The organism is Rhizobium phaseoli, assembly GCF_010668805.1.
In the GTDB taxonomy this organism is placed as follows: Bacteria; Pseudomonadota; Alphaproteobacteria; order Rhizobiales; family Rhizobiaceae; genus Rhizobium; species Rhizobium phaseoli_A.
This window is the reverse complement of the sequence record NZ_WUFT01000008.1, coordinates 15,128-37,774: the sequence shown is the minus strand read 5'-3', so window position 1 is coordinate 37,774 and position 22,647 is coordinate 15,128. Positions and strand designations below refer to the sequence as shown.

23 protein-coding genes are annotated in these 22,647 nt (G+C 62.0%); 6 read left to right on the top strand and 17 right to left on the bottom strand.

Going from position 1 to position 22,647, the window contains the following annotated elements; genetic code table 11:
- Positions 1-3 precede the first annotated feature (3 nt).
- Together mgtE and GR197_RS13770 are read right to left on the bottom strand one after the other, a co-directional pair.
- On the bottom strand, positions 4-1,377 hold the full coding sequence (gene mgtE / locus GR197_RS13775) for a magnesium transporter (protein ID WP_164010323.1): 1,374 nt from the start codon (positions 1,375-1,377) through the stop codon (positions 4-6).
- 264 nt (positions 1,378-1,641) lie between these two features.
- Positions 1,642-2,868 carry an MFS transporter gene (locus GR197_RS13770; protein ID WP_164010322.1) on the bottom strand — a complete coding sequence of 409 codons (1,227 nt, stop codon included), beginning with the start codon at positions 2,866-2,868 and terminating at the stop codon, positions 1,642-1,644.
- A 299-nt stretch (positions 2,869-3,167) separates the two neighbouring features.
- Between GR197_RS13770 and GR197_RS13765 the strand changes: the two genes are divergently transcribed.
- A complete protein-coding gene (locus GR197_RS13765) occupies positions 3,168-4,112 on the top strand; it encodes a diacylglycerol/lipid kinase family protein (RefSeq protein WP_164010321.1) in 945 nt (314 codons plus the stop codon).
- A 15-nt stretch (positions 4,113-4,127) separates the two neighbouring features.
- Here the strand turns inward: GR197_RS13765 and GR197_RS13760 are convergent, their stop codons facing one another.
- Positions 4,128-5,480: a glutamine synthetase family protein gene (locus GR197_RS13760; RefSeq protein WP_164010856.1), complete on the bottom strand. Its 1,353-nt coding sequence runs from the start codon at positions 5,478-5,480 to the stop codon at positions 4,128-4,130.
- A gap of 80 nt (positions 5,481-5,560) precedes the next feature.
- Here GR197_RS13760 and GR197_RS13755 point away from each other — a divergent pair, with 80 nt between their 5' ends.
- A complete protein-coding gene (locus GR197_RS13755; RefSeq protein ID WP_164010320.1) occupies positions 5,561-6,928 on the top strand; it encodes an aspartate aminotransferase family protein in 1,368 nt (455 codons plus the stop codon).
- Between the two features lie 6 nt (positions 6,929-6,934).
- Here the strand turns inward: GR197_RS13755 and GR197_RS13750 are convergent, their stop codons facing one another.
- The 4 genes from GR197_RS13750 to GR197_RS13735 all read right to left on the bottom strand — a co-directional run bounded on the left by GR197_RS13750 (position 6,935) and on the right by GR197_RS13735 (position 12,581).
- Positions 6,935-8,422 carry an ArnT family glycosyltransferase gene (locus tag GR197_RS13750; protein ID WP_164010319.1) on the bottom strand — a complete coding sequence of 496 codons (1,488 nt, stop codon included), beginning with the start codon at positions 8,420-8,422 and terminating at the stop codon, positions 6,935-6,937.
- Positions 8,419-9,921 (bottom strand): glycosyltransferase family 39 protein, encoded by a 1,503-nt coding sequence (locus GR197_RS13745; protein ID WP_164010318.1) that lies wholly within the window; start codon positions 9,919-9,921, stop codon positions 8,419-8,421. Before GR197_RS13745 ends, GR197_RS13750 begins: the two co-directional genes overlap by 4 nt.
- 12 nt (positions 9,922-9,933) lie before the next feature.
- Positions 9,934-10,950, bottom strand: a complete 1,017-nt coding sequence (locus GR197_RS13740) for a glycosyltransferase family 2 protein (protein ID WP_164010316.1) — start codon at positions 10,948-10,950, stop codon at positions 9,934-9,936.
- Between the two features lie 137 nt (positions 10,951-11,087).
- Positions 11,088-12,581: an ArnT family glycosyltransferase gene (locus GR197_RS13735; RefSeq protein WP_164010314.1), complete on the bottom strand. Its 1,494-nt coding sequence runs from the start codon at positions 12,579-12,581 to the stop codon at positions 11,088-11,090.
- 179 nt (positions 12,582-12,760) lie between these two features.
- On the opposite strand from GR197_RS13735, the gene GR197_RS13730 reads away from it, so the two are divergent.
- On the top strand, positions 12,761-13,723 hold the full coding sequence (locus tag GR197_RS13730) for a lysylphosphatidylglycerol synthase domain-containing protein (RefSeq protein WP_164010312.1): 963 nt from the start codon (positions 12,761-12,763) through the stop codon (positions 13,721-13,723).
- Here GR197_RS13730 and GR197_RS13725 read toward each other — a convergent pair.
- From GR197_RS13725 to GR197_RS13710, 4 genes are read right to left on the bottom strand one after another with little or no spacing between them, the layout of a single operon-like run.
- Positions 13,691-14,932, bottom strand: coding sequence for an RNA polymerase sigma factor (locus tag GR197_RS13725; RefSeq protein WP_164010310.1), 1,242 nt, complete (start codon positions 14,930-14,932; stop codon positions 13,691-13,693). The two genes, GR197_RS13730 and GR197_RS13725, sit on opposite strands and share 33 nt — an antisense overlap.
- 9 nt (positions 14,933-14,941) lie before the next feature.
- Positions 14,942-15,301: a YciI family protein gene (locus GR197_RS13720; protein ID WP_164010308.1), complete on the bottom strand. Its 360-nt coding sequence runs from the start codon at positions 15,299-15,301 to the stop codon at positions 14,942-14,944.
- Between the two features lie 2 nt (positions 15,302-15,303).
- Positions 15,304-15,663 (bottom strand): YciI family protein, encoded by a 360-nt coding sequence (locus GR197_RS13715; RefSeq protein ID WP_164010307.1) that lies wholly within the window; start codon positions 15,661-15,663, stop codon positions 15,304-15,306.
- Between the two features lie 10 nt (positions 15,664-15,673).
- Positions 15,674-16,030, bottom strand: a complete 357-nt coding sequence (locus GR197_RS13710) for a YciI family protein (protein ID WP_164010305.1) — start codon at positions 16,028-16,030, stop codon at positions 15,674-15,676.
- 155 nt (positions 16,031-16,185) lie between these two features.
- Here GR197_RS13710 and GR197_RS13705 point away from each other — a divergent pair, with 155 nt between their 5' ends.
- On the top strand, positions 16,186-16,401 hold the full coding sequence (locus GR197_RS13705; RefSeq protein ID WP_246724565.1) for a hypothetical protein: 216 nt from the start codon (positions 16,186-16,188) through the stop codon (positions 16,399-16,401).
- Positions 16,402-16,410: 9 nt separating this feature from the next.
- On the opposite strand, the gene GR197_RS13700 is transcribed toward GR197_RS13705, so the two are convergent.
- The 3 genes from GR197_RS13700 to GR197_RS13690 form a co-directional block, all read right to left on the bottom strand.
- Positions 16,411-17,913 (bottom strand): AMP nucleosidase, encoded by a 1,503-nt coding sequence (locus GR197_RS13700; RefSeq protein ID WP_164010301.1) that lies wholly within the window; start codon positions 17,911-17,913, stop codon positions 16,411-16,413.
- Positions 17,914-17,995: 82 nt separating this feature from the next.
- On the bottom strand, positions 17,996-18,175 hold the full coding sequence (locus GR197_RS13695; protein WP_164010299.1) for a hypothetical protein: 180 nt from the start codon (positions 18,173-18,175) through the stop codon (positions 17,996-17,998).
- Between the two features lie 271 nt (positions 18,176-18,446).
- The gene (locus tag GR197_RS13690; RefSeq protein ID WP_164010297.1) at positions 18,447-18,785 is read right to left on the bottom strand and encodes a DUF2147 domain-containing protein; all 339 of its coding nucleotides are present in this window, start codon (positions 18,783-18,785) and stop codon (positions 18,447-18,449) included.
- 442 nt (positions 18,786-19,227) lie between these two features.
- Between GR197_RS13690 and GR197_RS13685 the strand changes: the two genes are divergently transcribed.
- Positions 19,228-19,494: an SEL1-like repeat protein gene (locus GR197_RS13685; RefSeq protein ID WP_007626573.1), complete on the top strand. Its 267-nt coding sequence runs from the start codon at positions 19,228-19,230 to the stop codon at positions 19,492-19,494.
- 200 nt (positions 19,495-19,694) lie between these two features.
- On the opposite strand, the gene GR197_RS13680 is transcribed toward GR197_RS13685, so the two are convergent.
- The 3 genes from GR197_RS13680 to GR197_RS13670 form a co-directional block, all read right to left on the bottom strand.
- Positions 19,695-20,807, bottom strand: coding sequence for a pyridoxal phosphate-dependent aminotransferase (locus GR197_RS13680; RefSeq protein WP_164010295.1), 1,113 nt, complete (start codon positions 20,805-20,807; stop codon positions 19,695-19,697).
- 160 nt (positions 20,808-20,967) lie between these two features.
- Positions 20,968-21,369, bottom strand: a complete 402-nt coding sequence (locus tag GR197_RS13675; RefSeq protein WP_116405296.1) for a PilZ domain-containing protein — start codon at positions 21,367-21,369, stop codon at positions 20,968-20,970.
- A gap of 236 nt (positions 21,370-21,605) precedes the next feature.
- A complete protein-coding gene (locus GR197_RS13670; RefSeq protein WP_164010293.1) occupies positions 21,606-22,007 on the bottom strand; it encodes a DUF2177 family protein in 402 nt (133 codons plus the stop codon).
- Between the two features lie 161 nt (positions 22,008-22,168).
- On the opposite strand from GR197_RS13670, the gene GR197_RS13665 reads away from it, so the two are divergent.
- Positions 22,169-22,615, top strand: a complete 447-nt coding sequence (locus tag GR197_RS13665) for a host attachment protein (RefSeq protein ID WP_164010291.1) — start codon at positions 22,169-22,171, stop codon at positions 22,613-22,615.
- Positions 22,616-22,647 lie beyond the last annotated feature (32 nt).

The window sequence follows — 22,647 nt, the reverse complement described above, 5'->3', positions numbered from 1 at the left end:
GTGCTACAGCAGCGTCCCGCTGAGGATGAGCAGCGCCACCGAGAAGTAGATGACGAGCCCGGTGACGTCGACCAGCGTGGCAACGAAGGGCGCCGAGGCGCTGGCCGGATCGAGCCGGAGCTTCTGCAGCAGGAAGGGCAGCATCGAGCCGCAGATCGAGCCGAAGGTGACGATCCCGATCAGGGCGGCAAACACCGTGATGGCGACCATCTGCCAGTGCGGGCCGTAGTCGTAGAGGCCGGCCGACTGCCAGAAGACGATGCGGATAAAGCCAACGAAGCCGAGGATTGCGCCGAGCACGATGCCTGTGGGAAGTTCGCGCAGCAGCACCTTCCACCAGTCCGAAAGCTTCAACTCGCCAAGCGCTAAGGCCCGAATGATCAGCGAGGTCGCCTGCGAACCGGAATTGCCGCCCGAGCTCATGATCAGCGGGATGAACAGCGTCAGCACGACGGCCTTTTCCAGCTCGCCTTCGAAATGCTGCATGGCGCTTGCCGTCAGCATCTCGCCGAGGAACAGGGCGGCGAGCCAGCCGGCGCGCTTGCGGATCATGCCGGCGAAGCCGATCTTCATATAGGGCTGGCCGAGCGCCTCCATGCCGCCGAACCTCTGGGCCGCTTCCGTCGTATCGGAGATCATCGTGTCGATCACGTCGTCGACAGTGACGATGCCGAGCACTTGCCCGTGTTCGTCGGTGACCGGCAAGGCGAGCAGGTCGTGTTTGCGGATCAGCCGGGCGACATCCTCCTGCTTCATCAGCGGATCGGCCGAAACCGGTGTGCCCTTCTGCGCCACCGAGAGGATGGAAGCATCCGGCTCGCCGGTGATCAGGCGGCGCAGCGTCACCACATGCATGAGCGCGTGGCTGATCTCGTCGAGCACATAGATGGCGTAGACGGTCTCGCGCGAGCGTTCGACCTGGCGCACATGATCAAGTGTCTGGGCGACGGTCCAGTTCACGGGCACGCTGACGAATTCCGTCGTCATGATGCCGCCGGCCGTGCGCGGCGGGTAGCCCATCAGATGCTGGATCGCAATGCGCACCGGCTCGTCGAGGCTGGCAAACAGCCGGGCGCGGGTCTCGCCGTCGAGTTCGAGCAGCACGTCGGCGACACGGTCGTTGGACATGCCGTGCAGCAGCCGTGCAGCGTCCTCGGCGCCGATCAGCGCCAGGATCTGTGCAGCGTTGCGAAGCTCCGGCCGGTCGAGAATGTTGACGGCATAGTCGAGCGGCATGCCGGTCAGCACGCGCCCGGCGTCCTGGGCGGTCAGCGCGTTCAACGACTCGACATGTTCGGCGATCGTCGCGCCGCGGCTGTTGTTGATGAAGGCACGGGCGGCATGGCCTGCCCGAAGAGGGAAGCGATTGATATTCATTTGAGGCTCGCCTTTCCGTCGATCCGCCGTAGCGTCCCGACCGGGCGAGCCGACAGGAGTCGGTCAGCGCACGAGGGCCGCGTACGGCAGGGGCAATCGACTGCTACTGTCGCTTGGCATCGTTAAGATGGCTCCGTTAAAATCCGCGGAAGACAAGTGCCATCCACGTGAGATGCTAGGTGGTCCCGAACGCGAAAAAAGTCAAGCGGGGTAAATGCTTAACGCCAGAATGTCGCACCTCCACGCATTGCGGGCGGAGATGCTCTACGCGGCCTGCGTGCTCCGGCTGCGACGCTCCAGCCGTGCTGAAGCGGCAAACACGAAGAGGCCGAGGAAAGACAGTGCTGCGCCGACATAACCGGTTGCCGCAAAACCGTAGCCCCCGGCGATGACCAGGCCGCCGAGCCAGGCGCCGATCGCATTGGCGATGTTGAAGGCGGAATGGTTGGAGGCGGCGGCAAGCGTCTGCGCATCGGCGGCGACATCCATCAGCCGGGTCTGCAGCGCCGGGCCGGCGGCAAAACCGCAGCCGACGAGGAAAACCGAGAGGCCGAGCATATAGGGATTGGCGGCGGTCAGCGAGAAGGTGGTCAGCACGACGATATTATAGACGAGCGAGCCGCCGATCGTGCCGAGCAGCGATTTGTCGGCGAGCCACGAACCGATGAAATTGCCGGCATTCATGCCGACGCCGAAGAGCACCAGCATGATCGGAACGGCTGTTTCCGGCAACATCGCCACCTCTGTTGTCGTTGAGGCGATATAGCTGAACATCGCGAACATCCCACCGTAACCGACGGCGGCGATGCCGAGCGTCAGCCACACCTGCGGCCGGCGGAAAGCGCCGAGTTCGCGCAGGAAGCTTGCCTCCTCGGAAACCCTGTCCTTGGGCACGTAGAACCAGATCAGTGCTACCGTCAGCAGGCCGAGCACGCCAACCGAGAAAAATGCGATCTGCCAGTCGAGCGACTGGCCGAAGAACGTCGTCAATGGCGTGCCGAGAAGTGTTGCGACGGTGAGGCCGAGCATGACGCGGCCGACGGCGCGCGCGCGGCGGTGCACCGGCACCATCGAGGCGGCAACAAGGGCCGCGACGCCGAAATAGGCGCCATGCGGCAGGCCGCTGACGAAGCGCAGCAAAGTGAAGGTTTCGAAGGTCGGCGCCATGGCGCTGAAGATATTGCCGGCGGCAAAAATCAGCATCAATATCAAAAGAAGTGTACGGCGCGCCATCTTCGCGGCGAGCACGGCGATGACGGGCGCGCCGATGACGACGCCGAGCGCATAGGCGCTGATGACGTATCCGGCTTGCGGCGTCGTCACCGAGAAGGTCTTGGCGACATTGGGCAATAGGCCCATGATCGCGAATTCACCGGTGCCGATGCCGAAGCCGCCGCAGGCGAGCGCCAGTTGGACCAGCGCTACCGTCGTTGCCGAGGGCAGCCCTTCATCCTGGCTATCGATGGAATCATTGACGGTGATCTCACTCACGAGAGCTCCTGGATGCGGTTTTCTGATGGGCGATGGCACTGGCGCAGGCGCGACCGTGGCCGATCGTTCAAAATGGCGGGAGGTGGAGACCTGTCTCCGATCCTTCCATCTATCCGTGACGACCCGGCCGGCGTCGAGTGCATTTTTTGCAGTGCAGCGTCCTGCTATGTGCATATGTCCGTTGCAATTTTTGCATTTCTGTCGTCTCTCGGGAAAGGCGCTGGCGCTTGAAATCGCCGATCCCGCAACCATCTGATGGGCAAGGCAGGATTGTTTCCGCGCCAGAGACGGGATCGCTCATGAAGCTGGTAGGCTTTTTCAATCGCGACGGCGGTACCTTCAAGACCACCGACATGCTGGCCTATGAAAAGAGGGCGGAGGCGGCTTTTCGCGACGCCGGGCATGATTTCGACGCCATCGTCTTCTCCGGAAAGGAGATCATTCCCGCCATGGAGCGGGCGGCCAAGCGCGACGATATCGACGGCATCGTCGCGGGCGGCGGCGACGGCACGATTTCGGCGGCGGCCTCGATCGCCTGGAAGAACGGCATTGCGCTCGGCGTCGTGCCGGCCGGCACCATGAATCTGTTTGCCCGCTCGCTGCGTGTACCGCTCGATATCTGGCAGGCGCTGGATGTGCTTGCCTCCGGCGAGATCGACAATGTCGATATCGCCAGCGCCAACGGCCGGCCCTTCATCCACCAGTTTTCCGCCGGCCTGCACGCCCGCATGGTGCGCTACCGCAACGCCTACAGCTATCGTTCGCGGCTGGGTAAGATCCGGGCGAGCACAAAGGCGGCCTTGGGCGTTATCTTCAACCCGCCGGAATTCGAAGTCGAGTTCGAGGCGGCCGGCATGCGCGAGCGCCGGAGGGTGTCGGCAATCTCCGTCTCCAACAATCCCTTCGGTGAGAATGCGCTGCTTTATGCCGATAATCTGAGAAGCGGCGAACTCGGCTTCTATACGGCAAATCCGCTGAAACCCGTCGGCGTCGCTCGTCTCGCCATCGACATGCTGCGCGGCAAGGTCCGCGAGAATGCCGACGTCATGGTGATGCATCCGGCCGAGGTGCAACTGCATTTCCCCAAACTGCGCTCCAAGGCCAATTGTGTCATGGACGGCGAGTTGCTGCCGCTCGAACGCGACGTCTCGATCCGGCTGCATCCGGGCGAATTGAAGGTTCTCGTCAAGCAGGGTCTCGCCGCGCAGGTGGATGCGGCCGAGCGGCGCGAGCCGGCTGTGTAGGTCTTCTGCCGAATTTCAGAGCCGCGGCAGATAGGTGCGGTAATCGAAATCCGAGACTGTGCGCAGATGCGCCAGCGCCTCCTTGCGCTTGGTGTCGCCATAGAGCGCCTGATAACGTGCGCCGAAGATATCGGCGATGAAGGGTGAGGCGCGGAAGGTCTCGGCGGCGCTCAGGAAATCATGCGTCAGTCGCGCGGTATTCGCCGGTGTGTGCGACGGCGTCGTTTCCTCTCCTGGGTCGAGTTCGCCGTCGAGGCCGAGGAGCATGCCGCCGAGGATCGCCGCAAGCAGCAGGTAGGGGTTGGCATCGGCGCCGGCGACGCGGTGCTCGATGCGGGCGGCCGGCCCGTCCTTGTCGGGTATGCGGATCGCCGTGCCGCGATGGCCGCTGCCCCAGGTCAGATCGACAGGTGCAAACGAGCCCGGCTGGAAGCGGCGATAGGAGTTGGCGAAAGGGGCGAAGATCAGCTGCGCCGCGCGCATCGTGTCAAGCAGGCCTGCCGTGACCGATTTCAGCCGCTTCGGCTCGCCGCCCTTGGCATCGAGAATGTTGCGGCCTTGTGCGTCGATGATGCTCGCATGCACATGCAGGCCGGAACCGGCATGGTCGGAATAGGGCTTGGCCATGCAGGTCGATTTCAGCCCGTGGCGACGCGCCGCCTGCTCGGCGATGCGCTTGAGGTAGAGGCAGTCGTCGGCGGCCGCCAGCGCATCGGGGCGATGCAGCAGGTTGACCTCGAGCTGACCAGGGCCGAATTCCGCCGTCGTCGCATCCGCCGGCAGCCCCTGCGCCTTCGCATAGGCCCTCAGCGTCCCGAGATAGGTGTCGAGTGCATCGACGGCGCTCATGTCGTAAAGCTGGAAACCGTTCGGTTCGCCGCGATAGGTGAGGCTTTCGGGCGGGGAGGGGCGGCCGGCCTCGCGCCAGTCCCCTGACATCACGTAGAATTCCAGCTCGGTCGCCATCACCGGTGTCAGGCCGCGTGCACGATAGCGATCGAGCACCGAGGCGAGGATGGCGCGCGGATCCATGAAGCTCGGGCTGCCGTCGAATTCATGCATGGTGGCAAGCACCTGCATCGAGCCCTCAGGCGCCCAGGGCATCGGCGCGAGGCTGCGCCGGTCGGGGACGAGCTTGCCGTCCGGGTCGCCGATCGTCAGCGACAGGCCTGTAATGTCGTCATTGTCGTCGCCCCAGATGTCGAGCGATTGCGTCGAGGTCGGCAGGCGGATGTCGCCGGCCCAGATCTTGTCTTCGGCGCCTGATGGAAGCTGCTTGCCGCGCAGATCGCCGTTCATGCCGACGATCAAGATCTCGAAACGAGGATCGCCGCCCTCGGCCTTGCCGTCCACCCTGTCGCTCGCCATGACCTTGAAAATCCTCCGGGACAAGGCCAAGCTCCTATCCCATCGATAACAGCCTTTCAATCCGCGAGGGTCTTCACCTTATGCCCGATACCTACCCACCCTCGAACCTTGCAGCGATCGACGCCGCGCATCACCTGCACCCCTTCGCCGACATGAAGAAGCTGAATGCCGAAGGCACGCGCATCATCCAGCGCGGTGAGGGTGTTCATATCTTCGACAATCACGGCAGGAAATATCTCGACGGCTTCGCCGGCCTCTGGTGCGTCAATATCGGCTATGGCCGCCGCGAGATCACCGACGCAGTCGCAAGGCAGATGAACGAGCTGCCCTATTACAACACCTTCTTCGGCACGAGTTCGGCGCCGGCGACACTGCTTGCCCAGAAGGTCACCTCCCACGCCGGAGAACGTTTCAATCACATCTTCTTCACCGGCTCCGGCTCGGAGGCGAACGACACCTGGTTCCGCATGGCCCGCGTATACTGGAGCGCCGTCGGCAAGCCGTCGAAGAAAATCGTTATAGCAAGGAAGAACGGCTATCACGGTTCAACCGTCGCCGGCGCCAGCCTCGGCGGCATGAAATATATGCACGAGCAGGGCGACCTGCCGATCCCCGGCATCGTCCATATCGGCCAGCCCTATTGGTACGGCGAGGGCGGCGATCTCTCGCCTGATGAATTCGGCCTCAAGGTCGCCCGCGAACTCGAAGCGAAGATCGACGAGCTCGGCGAGGAAAATGTCGCCGCCTTCGTCGCCGAACCGGTGCAGGGGGCTGCCGGCGTCATCATCCCGCCCGAGACCTACTGGCCGGAGATCAACCGCATCTGCAAGGCGCGCAATATCCTGCTGGTGACCGACGAGGTGATCTGCGGTTTCGGCCGGCTGGGCGCCTGGTTCGGTTATCAGCATTTCGGCGTCGAGCCCGATCTGGTGCCGATTGCCAAGGGACTGTCCTCCGGCTACCTGCCGATCGGCGGCGTGCTGGTCAGCGACCGCATCGCCGATGTGCTGATCAACGAGGTCGGCGAGTTCAATCACGGCTTCACCTACTCCGGCCACCCGGTCTGCGCCGCCGCCGCCCTTGAAAATCTGCGCATCATCGAGGAGGAGAAATTGGTCGAACGGGTGCGCGACGATATCGGGCCTTATTTCGGCAAGGCCTGGACGGCCCTTGCCGAGCATGATCTGATCGGCGAGGCCGTCGGCATCGGCCTGATGGGTGCCCTGCAGCTTGCCGCCGACAAGAGCACGCGCAGCCGTTACGAAAAGCCCGATCAGGTCGGTGCGCTGGTGCGCAACCACGCGCTGGCGAACGGCCTCGTGCTGCGCGCCACCGGCGACCGCATGCTGGCCTCGCCACCGCTTGTCATCAGCCATGCGGAGGTGGACGAGATGGCAAGGATTACCAGGCTGGCGCTGGACTTGGCCTGGAAGGAGTTGAAATCCTGATTTCGTTCAGCCCGGCTGCTTGATCCAGGCATAGCCGAAACGGTAGCTGTCGTCGCCGCGCCTGTAGAAATAGGGCACGTCGATCACCGAGGCCTCAGGCGCGGAGGCGCCGAGATTGGCTTGGAGCCATTGCGCCATGGCCGGCGGGAGTGCTTCGCTGCCGCCCTTCGGCGGTATCAGCCAGACGAGGAGAAGCGGTCGCCGGCCGGCAAGATCCGGATGGAAGCCGGGATAATCGACGGAGAGGACCGGCACGCCGGGAATATCCTGTCTGAGATTGCCGGCAAGCAGGCTGTCGCCGGCAAGGATCGCCGTCGGCTCGGCCTGTTTGCGCAGGTTTTCCAGCATCGTGGCATAGGGCCTGTTCAATCGTTCGTAGTGACCGGTGAAGCGTGCCGCCGCGACGCTGCCGTAAAGGGCGGCCGGCACGCCGATCATGAGGATGGCGACGGCGACCGCGAAACGCCGGGACGCCCGGCCTGTCGCAACGCCGGCGGCTTCGATCTTCAGGCAGAAATAGAGCGGCAGGATGAAGAGCATCGGCACCAGCCAGCGGTCCTTGATGCCGGCCGCGCCGCCGAAGACGATCAGAAACAGAATGCCGATGAGGAAGACGAGCATCATCCGCTCGATGAGCCGTGTCCATTGCGAGCCGGCAGTGAACGCCGAACGAAGGCCCTTGCCGAAGACGACGGCGAAGACCGCCACCGTCAATCCGGCAAAGCTGATGATGGCGAGAGCAAGCGAGCTGACCCCCATGGTCACCTGCATGAGATAGCTCGCATGGCCGCTCGCAGTCATCTTCTCCAGCGTGCGGGCGGTGGCAAAATCGAGATTGTCCTTCAGCCAGAAAAGATGCGGCAGGACGATGATCAGCGCCACCACCGCCGTCAGCATCAGCCGCCGGTCGAAGATCCGCGGCCGCAGGCGCGCATCCGCCAGCGCCGCAATCAGCGCTGCCGCCGGCAGGATCGCGAAATTATATTTGGCCAGCAGGCCGAAACCGATGCCGATGCCGGCGATCAGATAGGAGGCAAGGCTTGGCTGTTTCAGGCTGCGGATGAATCCGTAGAAGAAGATGCTGGCCGAGAAGAATACCGCGACCGTATGCGTGAGGTCGCGCTGCATCTCGAAAGCCATCTGCGGGATCGTGAGCAGCCCCAGTGTTGATATCGCCACCAGCGCCTTGTCGCGCAGCAGAAGACGCGCGGTCAGGCCATAGAGCAGGTAGGACATGAACAGCAGAAGGTTTTTCACCACCGAAAGTGCGGCAAGCGAGACGCCTGTAAATTGGAAGACGGTGTATTGCAGCCAGTTGTAGAAGGGCGGCTGAGGGCCATAGCCGGCGGCAAGCCATTGCGAGCGGAAGGCTTGTTCGGCTTCGTCGAGATCGAGCGAATGCGAGGTCGCCAGCCGCACGCCGATCTGAAGCACGAAATAGGCGGCCAGCAGGACGAAAATCCAGCGGATGTCGCGACTGTCGGTTTCGCTCATCTATTGGCCCTCGGCTGAACCCAGGCGTAACCGAGCGCGAAATTGTCGCCCTGGCGGCCGAAATAATAGGGAAGCGACAGCGAGCCGATCTCCTGCGGTGCGATATCAGCCGTTGCCAGTGCCGACGAAAACCGTTCCGGCATCACTGCATCGGCGGCCGTCGCCGTCTTTTTGCCGCGCCAGACGATGAGCACCGGTCCCTTCGCCTCGGCATAGGCTGATATGCCCGGTGCCGGGAAATCCGGGATGACCACCGGCACATCGGGAAATTGCAGCCGCATGTTGCCGCCGATATAGGTATCCGAGGCGATCACTAGCGCCGGTTCCGCTTGTCGCGTCATCTCGCGGGAAAGCGCGGCCATCGGCACGTTCGGCCTGGCGTAGACGCCGATCAGGCCGGCGCCGACGACACGCAAGCCGAGTGCGATCAGCACGCAGGCCATCAGCACCAGCAGCACCGGCCGGAGGCGGCGCAAGCCGGCAGAAAGGTCGATGCCGGCCGCCTGCATTTTCGCCAGGAAATAGATCGGCAGCACCAGCAGGAACGGGTCGAGCCAGCGCTCGCGCACGGTGGTGGAGCCGGTGAAGAGCACGATAAGAACGATGCCGGCAAGGCTTGCGAGCATCATCCGCTCCATCATCCCGGTCCAGCGGTTGCCGGCCGAAAGGGCACGGACAAAATCCCGGCGGAAGGCGGCGGCGAAGATGGCGACCGGCAGGGCCGCAAAGGCGATGATGGCGACGACAAAGGCGATGAAGCCTTTGCCGGCTCGCGCGATGCCGGCCGGTTCGTTGCCGGCGGCCATCTTCACCAGAGTATCGGAGGACGCGAATGCGAGATTGCCCCGCAGCCAGATCGCGTGCGGCAGGACGATGACGAGCGCGACGGCGATCGCCGCCAGCATGCGCCAGTCGAGTGCCCTGCGCCGCCATTCGGCATCCGGCAGGATGGCGGTCAAGGCAGCGGCCGGCATCAGCGCGAAGTTATATTTCGAGATCAGCCCGATGCCTGTGGCAAGCCCGAGCAGGAGATAGCTGCCGATATCGGGACGGTCGAGCGTGCGGAAGAAGCCGTAGAGAAACAATGCGCTGGCAAAGAGCAGCGCCGTCGTGTGGGTCAGATCCTGCTGGGCCATATAGGAGACCTGGGGCAGGGTGATCAGCGCCAGCATGCCGACGGCGGCAAGCGCCTGGTCCTTCAAGGCTTCGCGCCCGGCAAGGCCGTAGAAAAGGTAGCACAGGAACAGCAGGATGTTCTTCGGCACGATCAGTGCTCCGATCGACATGCCCGTCACCGAAACGACGGCATATTGCATCCAGTTGTAGAAGGGTGGCTGCGGGCCGTAGCCCGCCAGCAGATATTGCGAGAAGAAGGATTGCTCTGCCTCGTCGAGCTCCAGCGAATGCGGAAGCGCGATGCGCAGCACGACGTTGAGCACGAAATAGGCCGCAAGCAGCAGGCCCGCGGTTTTGATCGTCCTCGTCGCGCGCTCCAGCATCGTGCTGCCGGCTTAGGCTTGGCTTCGATCGTCGAAGATCTGCCGCACGATATAATTTGGAGAGGCGTCGTCGCGGTAATAGGTGCGCGCGATCATCTCCGCCAGGATGCCGGTCGTGATCATCTGCACCGACGACAGCAGCAGCACGACGCCGACCATCAGCATCGGGCGCGTGCCGATATCATTGCCCATGATGAACTTGTCGAAGCCGAGATAGATGAGGATCAGCATCGCGACCGCGCCGAGGCCGAGACCCAGCGAGCCGAAGAAATGCCCGGGCCGGGCCTTGTAGCGCATGAAGAACATCACCGACAGCAGGTCGAGGATTACGCGGAAGGTGCGCGAAATACCGTATTTCGAAACGCCGTGTTCGCGGGCGTGGTGGGTGACGGCCATCTCGCCGATGCGCGAGCTCGGGACGACACCGGCCACCCAGGCCGGGATGAAGCGGTGCATTTCGCCCATCAGCTTCACCTGCTTGATGATCGAGGCACGGTAGATCTTCAGGCTGCAGCCGTAATCGTGCAGCTTGACGCCGGTGATCCGACCGATCAGGTAGTTGGCGCACCAGGAGGGGATCTTGCGCAGGAACAGACCGTCCTTGCGGTTCTTGCGCCATCCCACAAGGAGATCGAGTTCGCGCCGTTCCAGTTCGGCGACCATCGCAGGAATGTCCTTCGGATCGTTCTGCAGGTCACCGTCCATCGTTGCGATCAGCCGGCCCTGGGCGGTGTCGATACCGGCCTGCATGGCAGCGGTCTGGCCGAAGTTGCGCTGCAGCTCGACGATCCTGAGCACCAGCCCGTCGCGTCCGACGAACTTGCGGGCGTTGACGAGCGTCGCATCCGTGCTGCCGTCGTCGACGAGGATCAGCTCCCAGCGATCGGGATAGGCTGCCATCGCAGCCACGACACGCTCGACGAGTGGACCGACGCTATCCTCTTCGTTGAAAATCGGCACGACCAGCGACAGCTCTAGCGATTGTACCGGATCATTCGTACCGCGAATGGGCTCTACGGTTGTCTGCAACGTTCATCTCCAAAAGGCCGGACGGTTGAGCAATCTTACGGCTGCCGTCGCGCTTGCGGAAGGCTAGTACATGAACTGTCCGCTGGTTGCCAGCGGGCAATGCCGGTTTCCCCGCAATCGCTTGACCTGCCGCAACGCTATTTCGCGCCGCCCTCAACCCAGGAATACCCAATGGAGAAGCTGCGTTTGCCGTCACCGAAGAGATAGGGCAGCGTCAGCGTGTTCAACTCCTGCAGATGAATGCCTGATCTCGAGAGATCGTTGGCGAAGCCGGGGGAGATCGTCGGGTCGTCTGCGGTCTCGCCGCGCCAGATAACCAGAACCGGTCCCTTCGCAGTCGCATATTCGGGAACCCCGGATCCCGGGAAGAACGGTATCACCACGGGCACATCGGGAAGCGCCAGCTTCAGATTGCCGGCCACGAATTTGGTTCCAGCGACGATGAGAACCGGCTTGCGGGTCGCGGTCAGTTCAGCGACGTAGCCCGCAAAGGGTACGTTCGTTCTCGTATAGGTGCCGATATATTGAATGCCGATGATCCGGAAGAGAAGGATCGACAGGATGACGACCATGAAGACCGGCACCACGGGCCGGAAGCGCGCAAGGCCGGCGGAAAGATCGACACCTGCGGTTTCCAGTTTCAGGAACAGATAGAGCGGCAGGACGAGCAGGCAGGGATCGAGCCAGCGCTCGTGGATATCGCTTGCACCGGCAAAGAGCACCACGCCGACGAAAGCGACCAGACTGATGATCATCAGCCGGTCGATCAGCCGGATCATCGGGCTGGACGAGGAGAGTGCGCCAAAGAAATCCCGCCGGAAGGCGGCTGCGACGAGAACGATCGGCAAGGCGACGAAGCCGAGCACGGCGATGAGGAGAGATAATAGTCCTTGTCCGATGCGGGGCATGCCGGCGGGGGCCAAGTCTTCGGCGGTCATCCGCTCCAATGTCGGCGCAGAGGCGCTGAGGAGATTGTCAGGCAGCCAGAGCGCATGCGGCAGCACGATCAGAATGGCGATGACGATTGCCGGCAGCAAACGCCAGTCGATCAGACGGCTGCGCCATTCCCGGTCCGGCAGCACGGCGAGGAGTGCTGCAGCCGGCAGGATGGCGAAATTGTATTTCGAGATCAGCCCGATGCCGGTGGCGATGCCGATGACGAGGAAGCTTGCAAGCGTCGGCCGGCGCAGCGTCCGGAAAAAACCGAAGAGGAACAGCGAGGTCGCAAATAGCAGGGCGACGGTATGGGTCAATTCGCGCTGCGCCATCAGACCCACCTGCGGCAGCGTAATCAGGCTCAGCATGGCCACGGCTGCCAGCGAACGGTTCTTCAGCACCTCGCGGGCAGCAAGCCCGTAGAAGAGATAGCAGCCGAAGAGAATGATATTCTTAGGGACCGAGAGCACCCACATCGATATGCCGGTCACCGAAACGATGGCATATTGAATCCAGTTGTAGAACGGCGGCTGCGGGCCATAGCCGGCAAGCAGGTATTGTGAATAGAAAGATTGCTCCGCCTCGTCGAGATCGAGCGTATGAGGCAAGGCGATGCGCAGCGCGATATTGAGCAGGAAATAGACTGCCAGAAAAAGGCTTGCGCTCGTAATGCTTTTGGTAATCCGCTCCAACATCGATCTCCACGTCAAGCCGGCAAGGCATGTGATTTACCGGTCAGCGCTCGGATCGTCGGCGGTGAAGCGGAGTTTGCCGCCACTGCCCATCAACTCCGCCGTTGTGCGCAACCGTCATTTCTCCTAAAAGGCCTGGCGAACGGGGCCAATGCCGACGCCAAGCGAGGAATGCCTACTACATGAAGAGTTCGATCGTTGAAAGCCGGCAATCCTGGTTTATGCGCAATCGCATGACGGTGCTGACGGTCGTCATCGTCGCAGCCTATGCGCTCTTTATCCAATGGTTCTGGGGTTGGCCTGTCATTATCAGGCAGTGGGCCAATGTCGGCGCCGGCCCGGTGATCGGTGCGCTGGTGCTCCTGACGAGCACCTATTTCCTGCGCACCTGGCGCATCTATGATTATTTTCCGAAGGAGACGGCCGGCCGGTTCGCAGTCCTCTTCCGCGTCACGCAGATCCACAACCTGTTGAACATCATGCTGCCCTTTCGCACCGGCGAGACCAGCTTTCCGCTGCTGATGCGCTCGGAGTTCGGTATTCCGCTGACACGCGGAACCTCGGCGCTGTTCGTCATGCGGCTGCTCGACCTGCACGCGCTTGTCGCCGCCGCCGGCATCGGTTTTGCCGTCGCCTCTGCCGATCCGATCGTTGCCTGGTCGCTGTGGACCGGCTTTCTGCTGCTGCCGGTCGCAGCCTTTGCCGCCCGCAAGCCGCTGCTGCGCCTCGCCGCCAGGCTGCTGCCGGAAAAGGCGCAGAAATTCGTCGCCGAGATCGAAAACGGTTTGCCGGTCGATGCCATCGCTTTTACACGCGCCTGGGCGATGACCATCGTCAACTGGCTGGTGAAGGTGATGGTGCTTGCCTGGGCGCTCGGCCTGATGGGCGTGCTGCCGATGGCGGCAAGCTTCGGCGGTGCGCTCGGCGGTGAACTCTCCTCCGTGCTGCCGGTCCACGCGCCGGGTGGCGTCGGCACCTATCCGGCCGGCATCACCGCCGGCGCCATTGCTCTTGGGGCTTCGAGTGAGCGGCTGGCCCTGGCCGCGTTGGCCCAGGCGAGCGTCAACGCCCATCTGCTGATCATCGTCTCGGCGCTGACGGGAACGGCGATCTCACTGCCGCTCGGGCGTCGTGGCAAGATCTGAAATCCGTTTTCTGAGAAATGCCTGCTCCGGCTCCTGCCGGCAAAGCGACAGCGCCGTTTTATAGGCCGCGATCGCCTCCTGCCTCCGGCCGAGGCGCCGCAGGAAATCGGCGCGCGCCGAATGGGCGAGATGATAGGTCTGTAGCTCCTGGCGTTCCAGAATGGCATCGACCAGCTTCAGCCCCTTCGCTGGCCCTTCCGCCATCGCGATCGCCACGGCGCGGTTGAGCTCGACGATCGGCGAGGGCTGGGCCGTCAGAAGCAGATCGTAATAGAAGGCGATCCGCTGCCAGTCGGTCTCATCGGCAGCAGGCGCCCTGGCGTGCTCGGCGGCGATCGCCGCCTGCAGCGTATAGCTGCCGACCTCTCCCGTTCTCATTGCTTCGGCAAGCAGCGCCAGACCTTCCGCAATCTTCGCATGATCCCAGAGCGAGCGGTCCTGATCGGCAAGCAGCACCAGCGCCCCCCGCTCGCTGCTGCGGGCGGTGCGGCGGGAATCCTGCAGCAGCATCAGCGCCAGCAGGCCGGAGACGTCGGGATGCGGCAGCAGCGTCAGAAGCAGCCGCGCCAGACGGATCGCCTCTGCGGTCAGATCGGCACGGACCACGTCTTCGCCAGAAGAGGCGGAATAACCTTCGTTGAAGACCAGGTAGATGACGTGCAGAACCTGGTCGAGCCGCTGCGGCAGCGCCTCGTGGCCCGGCACCTCGTAAGGGATCTTCGCCGCCCGGATCGTGTTCTTGGCGCGCACGATCCGCTGGGCAACTGTCGGTGCGGGAGTAAGGAAGGCATGGGCGATCTCTTCGGTGGTCAGCCCGCAAATTTCCCGAAGCGCCATCGCCGTCTGCGCGTCGGAGGGGATAGCGGGATGGCAGCAGGTGAAGATCAGCCGCAGCAGGTCGTCCTCGATCGGTTCCATGTCGCCGATGTAAGTTGCCTCAGGCGTGTAGAGGCTGTCCTCGATGTGATGCTGCGACGCATCGAAGCGCGCCCGGCGCCGGATCGTGTCGATCGCCTTGAAACGTCCCGTCGAAACAAGCCAGGCGAAGGGGTTGCCGGGAATGCCGTCGGCCGGCCATGTCCGCGCGGCCGCGGCGAAGGCGTCGTGCAGCGCTTCCTCAGCCCGGTCGAAATCCCCGAGCAGGCGGATCAGCGTCGCCAGCACCCGGCGCGATTGGGTTCGATAAATCTCCTCGATCACGCTTTCCAACGGCGCACCTCAGTCCGGCAGGGTCAGCATCCGCACGGGCCGGAGTTCAACCGCGCCGAAACGCGCCGAAGGGATCCGCCCGGCGATCTTTATTGCCGTCGCCATATCAGGTGCTTCGATAACGTAGAAGCCGGCCAGATGCTCCTTCGTCTCGACATACGGACCGTCGGTCGCGGACAGAGTGTTGTCTCGAACACGCAGCACGGTCGCCTTGTCAGGCATTTCAAGCGCATCGGCATGGATCATGATGCCGTTGCTGCGCAGTTCTTCGTCGAAGGCGAAATGCGCCTTGACGAGGTCATCGGTTTCATCAGGTGTCAGCGTACCGTCGGTATCGGCGCGATTGTAGATCAGGCAGATGTAGCGCATGCCTATTTCCCATCCTGGATGGAATAGGCCGGACGCACTTCGATCGAGCAATATTTGAGGATGGGAAAACTGGACGCGATGGTCTTCGCCTCCTCGATGTTCTCGGCTTCTACAAGCACAAAACCGCCGAGATGTTCTTTGATCTCGGCAAACGGGCCATCGGTCGCGGAGACTTCGCCATTGTGCAGCCGGACCGTGATCGCCGTTGACGGCTCATGCAAGGCAAACGCCGCTTGTAGATGACCGCTCTCGCGCCAGCGATTGTCGCTGGCGATGCACTCCTGTGTGAGCGCATCCCATTCGCTCTGAGGGACCAGCTTGCTTTTTTCGGTGTCGAACCAGATCTGGCATAGAAACTTCATTGGTTCCTCCTCATTGAGCTGCGAATTCGTGGATGGGCCGCACCTCGATCGCGCCGAGCTTGGCAAGCGGAATGCCGGCGGCAATGCGGATCGCATCGTTGAGATCTTTGGCCTCGATCAGGATGAAGCCGCCGAGCGCCTCCTTGGTCTCGGCGAAGGGACCGTCCGTCACGGACGTGTCGCCGTCTCGCACCCGGACAGTGACCGCCGATGTCGGGGGCTGCAGCGCCTGGGCGACGATCATATGTCCGCTTTCGGCGAGGTCCTTGTCGTAGTTCAACGAATTGGTGTCGAGCTCGGCCTTCTCCTCTTGCGTCATGGCGTCGAGTATCGCGCCGTCGAACCACACCTGACAGAGATACTTCATCGCAGGCAGCCTCCTTTGTCGTGTTCCATACTCCTGGACGAACGACCTCCATGCATTTCGACAGCGGCGGAAAAAATCTTTTGTGCCGGTCGGCTGTCGAAATCGCAAGGCAGCACTCGACAAGGCTTCATCGAAACCTGTCGAGGAGAACGACAATGAGCATTCTTGAAATCGCGCTGGCAAGCCAGATCTGGGCACGCCGCCATGAAAAACGTCAGCTGGAGTTCCTCGAAAGCGATGGGCTGAAGATTCTCCAGCGCGTCGCTTTCGCCTTCGTCGCCTTCACCCTGCTGATAGCAGGGTTGAACCTTGCCGCCGGCAGACCGCAGATGCTTGCGGATCACCCGGCACCTGTTGTGGCGGGACGGTGAGGAAGCCGCCTATTGGAAGGCGGTTTCGAAGAAGCTGCGCAGTTTGCGCGAATGCAGCGCTTCCGTCGGCATGGCGGCAAGCTTCTGCACGGCGCGGATGCCGATCTGCAGATGCTGGTTGACCTGTGTGCGGTAGAAGGCTGTCGCCATGCCCGGCAGCTTCAATTCGCCGTGCAGCGGCTTGTCGGAGACGCAGAGCAGCGTGCCGTAGGGCACGCGGAAGCGGAAGCCGTTGGCGGCGATCGTCGCCGATTCCATGTCGAGCGCGATTGCGCGCGCCTGGGACAGCCGCTTCACCGGCCCGCGCTGGTCGCGCAGTTCCCAGTTGCGGTTGTCGATCGTGCCGACGGTGCCGGTGCGCATGATGCGTTTCAGCTCGAAGCCCTCGTAGCCGGTGATTTCGGCAACAGCCGCTTCTAGCGCCACCTGCACTTCGGCCAGCGCCGGGATCGGTACCCAGACCGGCAGGTCGTCGTCGAGAACATGGTCCTCACGCATATAGGCATGGGCAAGCACATAATCGCCGAGCCGCTGGCTGTTGCGAAGACCGGCGCAATGGCCGAGCATCAACCAGGCATGCGGGCGCAGCACGGCGACATGGTCGGTGATCGTCTTGGCGTTGGAGGGGCCGACGCCGATATTGATCATGGTGATCCCGGCATGGCCCTTCTTCTTCAGATGGTAGGCCGGCATCTGCGGCAGACGGGTAAGCGCGGCATCCGTTTCCGGAGCGCTCGAGCCGGGGAGGGTAACGATGTTGCCGGGCTCGACAAAGGCCGTATAGCCGTCGCCGCCCTCCGCCATCAGCTTGCGTGCCCAGCTGCAGAATTCGTCGATATAGAACTGATAGTTCGTGAACAGCACGAAATTCTGAAAATGCTCGGCATGCGTTGCCGTATAATGCGACAGACGGGCGAGCGAGTAGTCGATGCGTTGCGCGGTGAACGGCGCAAGCGGCGAGGGCTCTCCCGGCGGCGGGATATATTCGCCGTTGGCGATCTCGTCATCGGTGGTGTTGAGGTCGGGCGTGTCGAAAATATCGCGCATCGGAATGTCGATGAAGGCGTTTGTCGATGCTTCCACATGCGCACCCTCGCCGAAGGCGAAGTGCAGGGGGATCGGCGTCGTCGATTCCGAGACGATGATCGGAACATTGTGGCTCTTCAACAGCAGCGCCAGTTGCTCCTTCAAGTAGTGCTTGAAGAGCTTGGGCCGAGTGACTGTCGTCGTATAGATGCCCGGTGCCGTGACATGGCCGTAGGAAAGGCGCGAATCGACATGGCCGAAGCTTGTCGTCTCGATGCTGACCTGCGGATAGAAGGCACGGTAGCGCGAGGAGATTGGAGCGCCTTGCGCCAGCTCGGTGAAGCTCTTGATCAGGAACGCCGTATTGCGCTCGTAAAGCGCCGTCAGCGCCTCCACCGCCTTAGCGGGATCATCAAAGCTCTGCGGCTGGAAAGGGGGTGGTGAGGATATGTCGAGCGGCGACAAAGGGGAGATTCGTTTGTTCATGACGCATTATAGAGAGTTGTTTTTGACAAGCAAACGACGCGCGCCGGCGGAATCCGATTATTTTATTCCGCGCCAGATGCCGTCACTGCACCGATGGCGCGCAGAAGGTGCCGTTTCTCTCCAGGCAGGTATAGCTAGCGCCGAAATGCGACTGTGCGCCACCGCCGCCATTGTGCACCACCACCGCCGAAAACGTGATCGCGAAGATCGCCGCAAACAGTGTGATGATGCTGAAACGCCTTGCCAGAATATACATGTCCATTGCCTTGCCCCCGATACGCAACTCTATCGTGACAAGGGTTTTGCCATGGGGCGGCTGAACGAGTGCTGAGATACCGGTTCATCCAGCGTTCAGCTTGCCGGGGAGGCTCGGTGCGGGTTGCGGAGAGGATTTACAAGGGTTCGCTAGGCCCGGCTCAACGCGTTCGACTTTGCCGGGTCGCTTGGGTGAAGGGGCAGAAAAAGGGCCGCGGGGCATGCCGGCGCGTTGGCATGCGCGCGTTTGATAATCGTTGTGCAGCCGCCTTACAGGCTCAGAGCCGTGTCCAGGTCTGCGCCTTGCAGAGGATCTTCATCACGCAGCCTTGCATCCTCAGCGAATTGCCGGAAATCTTGCCCGAGCCGCTATAGGTCTTGTCGGCGGCGGGGTCGGTGATCTCGCCGGCATAGCTGCCGCCGGTTCCAGCAAGCGTGCCGATCTTCCGGCCGGCATATTTACCGGTCTTCAGCGTCACGCAATAACTGCCGCCGCAGGATACGATCACCGCCGTATCGCCGGCGGCCGTCTTCCAGTTGCCGACGATCGGCTCCTCGGCGCGAGCTATGCCCGCGGTCATTGCGATGGCGGCGGCGAGAACGAAGCTGCGGATCATCTTTTCCTCCATGATGTCCTGATCGGCCGCGAAAATAACTGACGCGAACGTAAAGGTAAATAAGCATGATCGTTATCCCGCAGACTGGGCCAAAGACGCGAGAAAAAGCCGTGCGGCGCGCTTGCAATGATATCGCCTGCTGATTTCATGATGAACGATCCCTTTATTTTCAAATCTGAATGTTTCGTAAAAGTCGAGCGAAAGTCCTTAATTCGCAAGGCATGTGATGTTTAACAAAAACCCAAATTTACCAAGCATTTGCATTTCGTTTGCCTAGAATTAATCATGCATTTTAGGCGTTTTTTGAAGGCCGTTTGGCATAGTGAACCCATCAAACGAGCGGGGCAAACCCGCCGGACCGCAAGGGCCGCAAGCCGCGATAGTCGGCAAGCCCAGAGGTAAAACAGGGTAAGTCATAAACAGGCTAACAGGGATAAAACCGATGGCACGCTTTGAAATGCATAATGCTGAAACGGCCACCATGGGTGGCGACAACAGCGCCGATGTCTTCTGTGAAATGGGTCTGATGTATGCGACCGGCCGCGGCTGCGAAATCGATCTGGTCGCAGCTCACAAATGGCTGAACATCGCCGCAATCAAGGGCAACGACCGCGCCGCCGAGCTGCGTGCCGACGTGGCCGCCGCCATGGACAAGATGCAGCTCGTGGCAGCGTTGCGCGCCGCCCGCGAGTGGATGACGGTTCACTGATACTATCCTGCCGGCAAATCGGCAGGAACGATATAACAACCTCGAAAAGAGGGGCTGGCGGGCACTTTAGATGGGGCCGACGCCGGGAGAACGGAACCGCGACCGGATCCTCCACCGGTCGCGGTTCTCGCTGTTTTACGGCAAAGAGTGAGAGCATCATGCCGCCCGAAAACCACTGACACTTTTCGGCACATGCTCTATCAGCCGATCTTTTTCAGCACCTGCGGCAGGGTTTCTTCGAGAAGCGCCATATCCGCCTCTGGCCCGACGCTGATGCGAATGCAGCGATTGAGCGGCGCCACACCAGGCATGCGGATGAAGACGCCGCGTTCCATCAGCCCGTCGACGATCGCCCTGGCATAAGCGCCGTCGCGCCCGGCGTTGATCGCCACGAAATTCGTTGCCGAGGGCAGGGGCTCAAGGCCGTTTGCCCGGGCGATACCGGCGATCCTCTCCCGCGCCGCGTGGATTTTCCCCACCACCTCGACGAGATAGGCCTGGTCCTTGAGGGCGGCGAGCGCTGCGGCCGTCGCCAGCCGGTTCATCCCGAAATGATTGCGGATCTTGTCGAAGGCCTGCGCTGTGCCGGCGGTCGAGATCACGTAGCCGGTGCGTGAGCCGGCAAGTCCGTAGGCCTTGGAGAAAGTGCGGGTGCGAACGACGTTCGGCAGGTCGATGAGCGAGGCGATCGACGGCAGCGACCCTGCCGGCCCTGTCTCACTATAGGCCTCGTCGAGCACCATCAGCGTCGGCTCGGGCAGCGCCCTGGCGAAAGCGACGATCCTGTCGGCATCCCACCAGCTTCCCATCGGGTTGTCGGGATTGGCGAAATAGACGAGCGGCGCGTTCTCGCGCTTCACGGCATCCAGCAGCCCGTCGAGATCCTCACGGTCGTTTGCGTAGGGAACGGTGACCAGCCGGCCGCCGAAACCGGTGACGTGGAAGTTGAAGGTCGGGTAGGCGCCGAGCGAGGTGACGACAGGCGCGCCCGGCTCGATCACCAGTCGGACGATTTGGCCGAGCAATTCGTCAATGCCGCTGCCGATGGCGATATTGGCGGGGGAGATGCCGAGATGGGCGGCAAGCGCTTGCCTGAGCGCGAAATTCTCCGGATCATTGTATTTCCAGATATTGCCCGCCTCCTCGCGCATCGCCGCAAACACCGAAGGCGCTGGACCAAAGCCGTTCTCATTGGCGCCGATGCGCGCCGAAACGGCAAACCCGCGCTGGCGCTCGATCGCCTCGGGGCCGACGAAGGGGACTGTGGAGGGCAGGGCGCTGGCAAGAGGCGTAAAGCGCGAAAAGGCGGACATGCGACGGCGGTTTCCCGGATAACGTGACAATTGGCGAAACAATAGGCCCGGGCACGACCAACGCAAGCAAGATTATATCCGCAACGACAGTCCAGCGCGTCTTTTCAGACGCGCGAGACGCCAATCCCGATTCAAGGAATTATGCAGCCTGTTGGCCTGTTCACGCCCGGAAGATCGGCCCGCGCCGGGCGGCGATCGCTTCCATGTTGCCGACGAGGAAATCGGTGCGGACGACGCGGCGCAGAACCTCGGGGTCCATGATGTTGATGAACCGCACGCCGATACGTTCCTTATGGCGATAGACCTCGGCGCAGCCGATGCGATAGGCGAGGCCGAGAATGTTCAGATAATAGTGCTTCGGCAGGCCGGCCGTGGTCGATACGACGAAGGTGGCGCCACCCTGGGAAATATCGATGATCTCGGCGCTTCGCATCGAGACGCCTGTGAGGCACGGCCGGACGGCGACGATGCGGGCTGGCCGCTTGACGCTGAATTCTTCCCAGCGCAGGTCGTAGACAGCGGACTTGACCGTGGCAAGGTGTGTGGCGCGGAGCATAGACATTCACATTCTCCGTCAGGACGCATTTGGGGTCCGTGATCTCGATCAGGGCGGGTTTTGATCGAGCAGGCTGGTCTTCATCCCGAGCAAGCTGGTCTTGCTCCCAACCAAGGTCACATGAATGTTTTGCACATTCGTCAAATATAAAATTACAATTTTAACGAGTTCAAACTTTGTTCCTATGCGGGACGCCGTCATGTCCATTATCGGGACGCGGGCTTTCACTCCTTGGTATCGTTTCACGCAAGAATTCTGACGGCGAGGTATCCGCCGGCGGCGGTCAGCGCCGTCAGCAACGTGCCCCACGCCATGTCGACCAGGCTCATGGCGAGTGGCCAGTTGCGGAGTGTGGCAAGATTGGTGACGTCATAAGTGCCATAGGCCGCCAATCCGAGAATGGCACCGTGAAGAAACGCTGTGGCGATCGAGCCTGCCGACAGCGCCGGCAGCACTGCAAGCACGACCACTGCTGCGGCGAAGAAGAGGTAGAACAATGCGGCGACCGCTAGATTGGGGGAAGGCAGCATCAGTGCCCCCAACTGGTCGCGATAAAAGTTGCGGGCGATGAGGCCAAGCCATATCCCGTCGCAGACGAGAAGGGTGAGAAAGGTGCCGGCATAGGCCAACAGTGATGTCTTCATCGTCAATCTCCCGAACCAGCCCTTTCTACGCAGCAAAGGCCGACCGGATCGCCGCCGGTTCGATTTCGGTGCAATTTTCCCGAACTCTTTCAACTGCCGGGCGTTCTGTCTTGATCGATGACGCAGGGCGCGCTTCGAATGACGACAGCGAGGAGTTGAAAATGACCAACGTTAAAATCCCTTTGGAATCATGGGTTGTGGTCTGTGACGGAGCCAAGGCTCTGATCATGCAGAATGCGGGCGATGCCCAACTGATGAACCTGAAGGTGCTGGAAACCCTGACGCAGCCGAGTGCGCCGGATCGCGAGATCGGCGCCGACAAGCCCGGCCGAACCCATGCAGCGAATGGCTTCAGCGGCAGCGCTGTCGAGGAGACCAACTGGCAGGATCAGGCCGAAGCGGAATTCCTGAAACAGGTGGCGGAAAAGCTTGACGCGCTGGTGCAGGAAAAGAATGCCCGCCGCATCGTCCTCGTCGCACCGCCAAGAGCGCTCGGTACATTGCGGCCGGCGCTCCGTGCCGATACGCAGGCGGTCATCACCGCGGAGGTGGCGAAGGACTATACCAATATGCCGGTCAACGAGATCGAGCGCCATCTCGCCGCCTGAACCGATAGAAACCTCTATACCTTGAATGATGG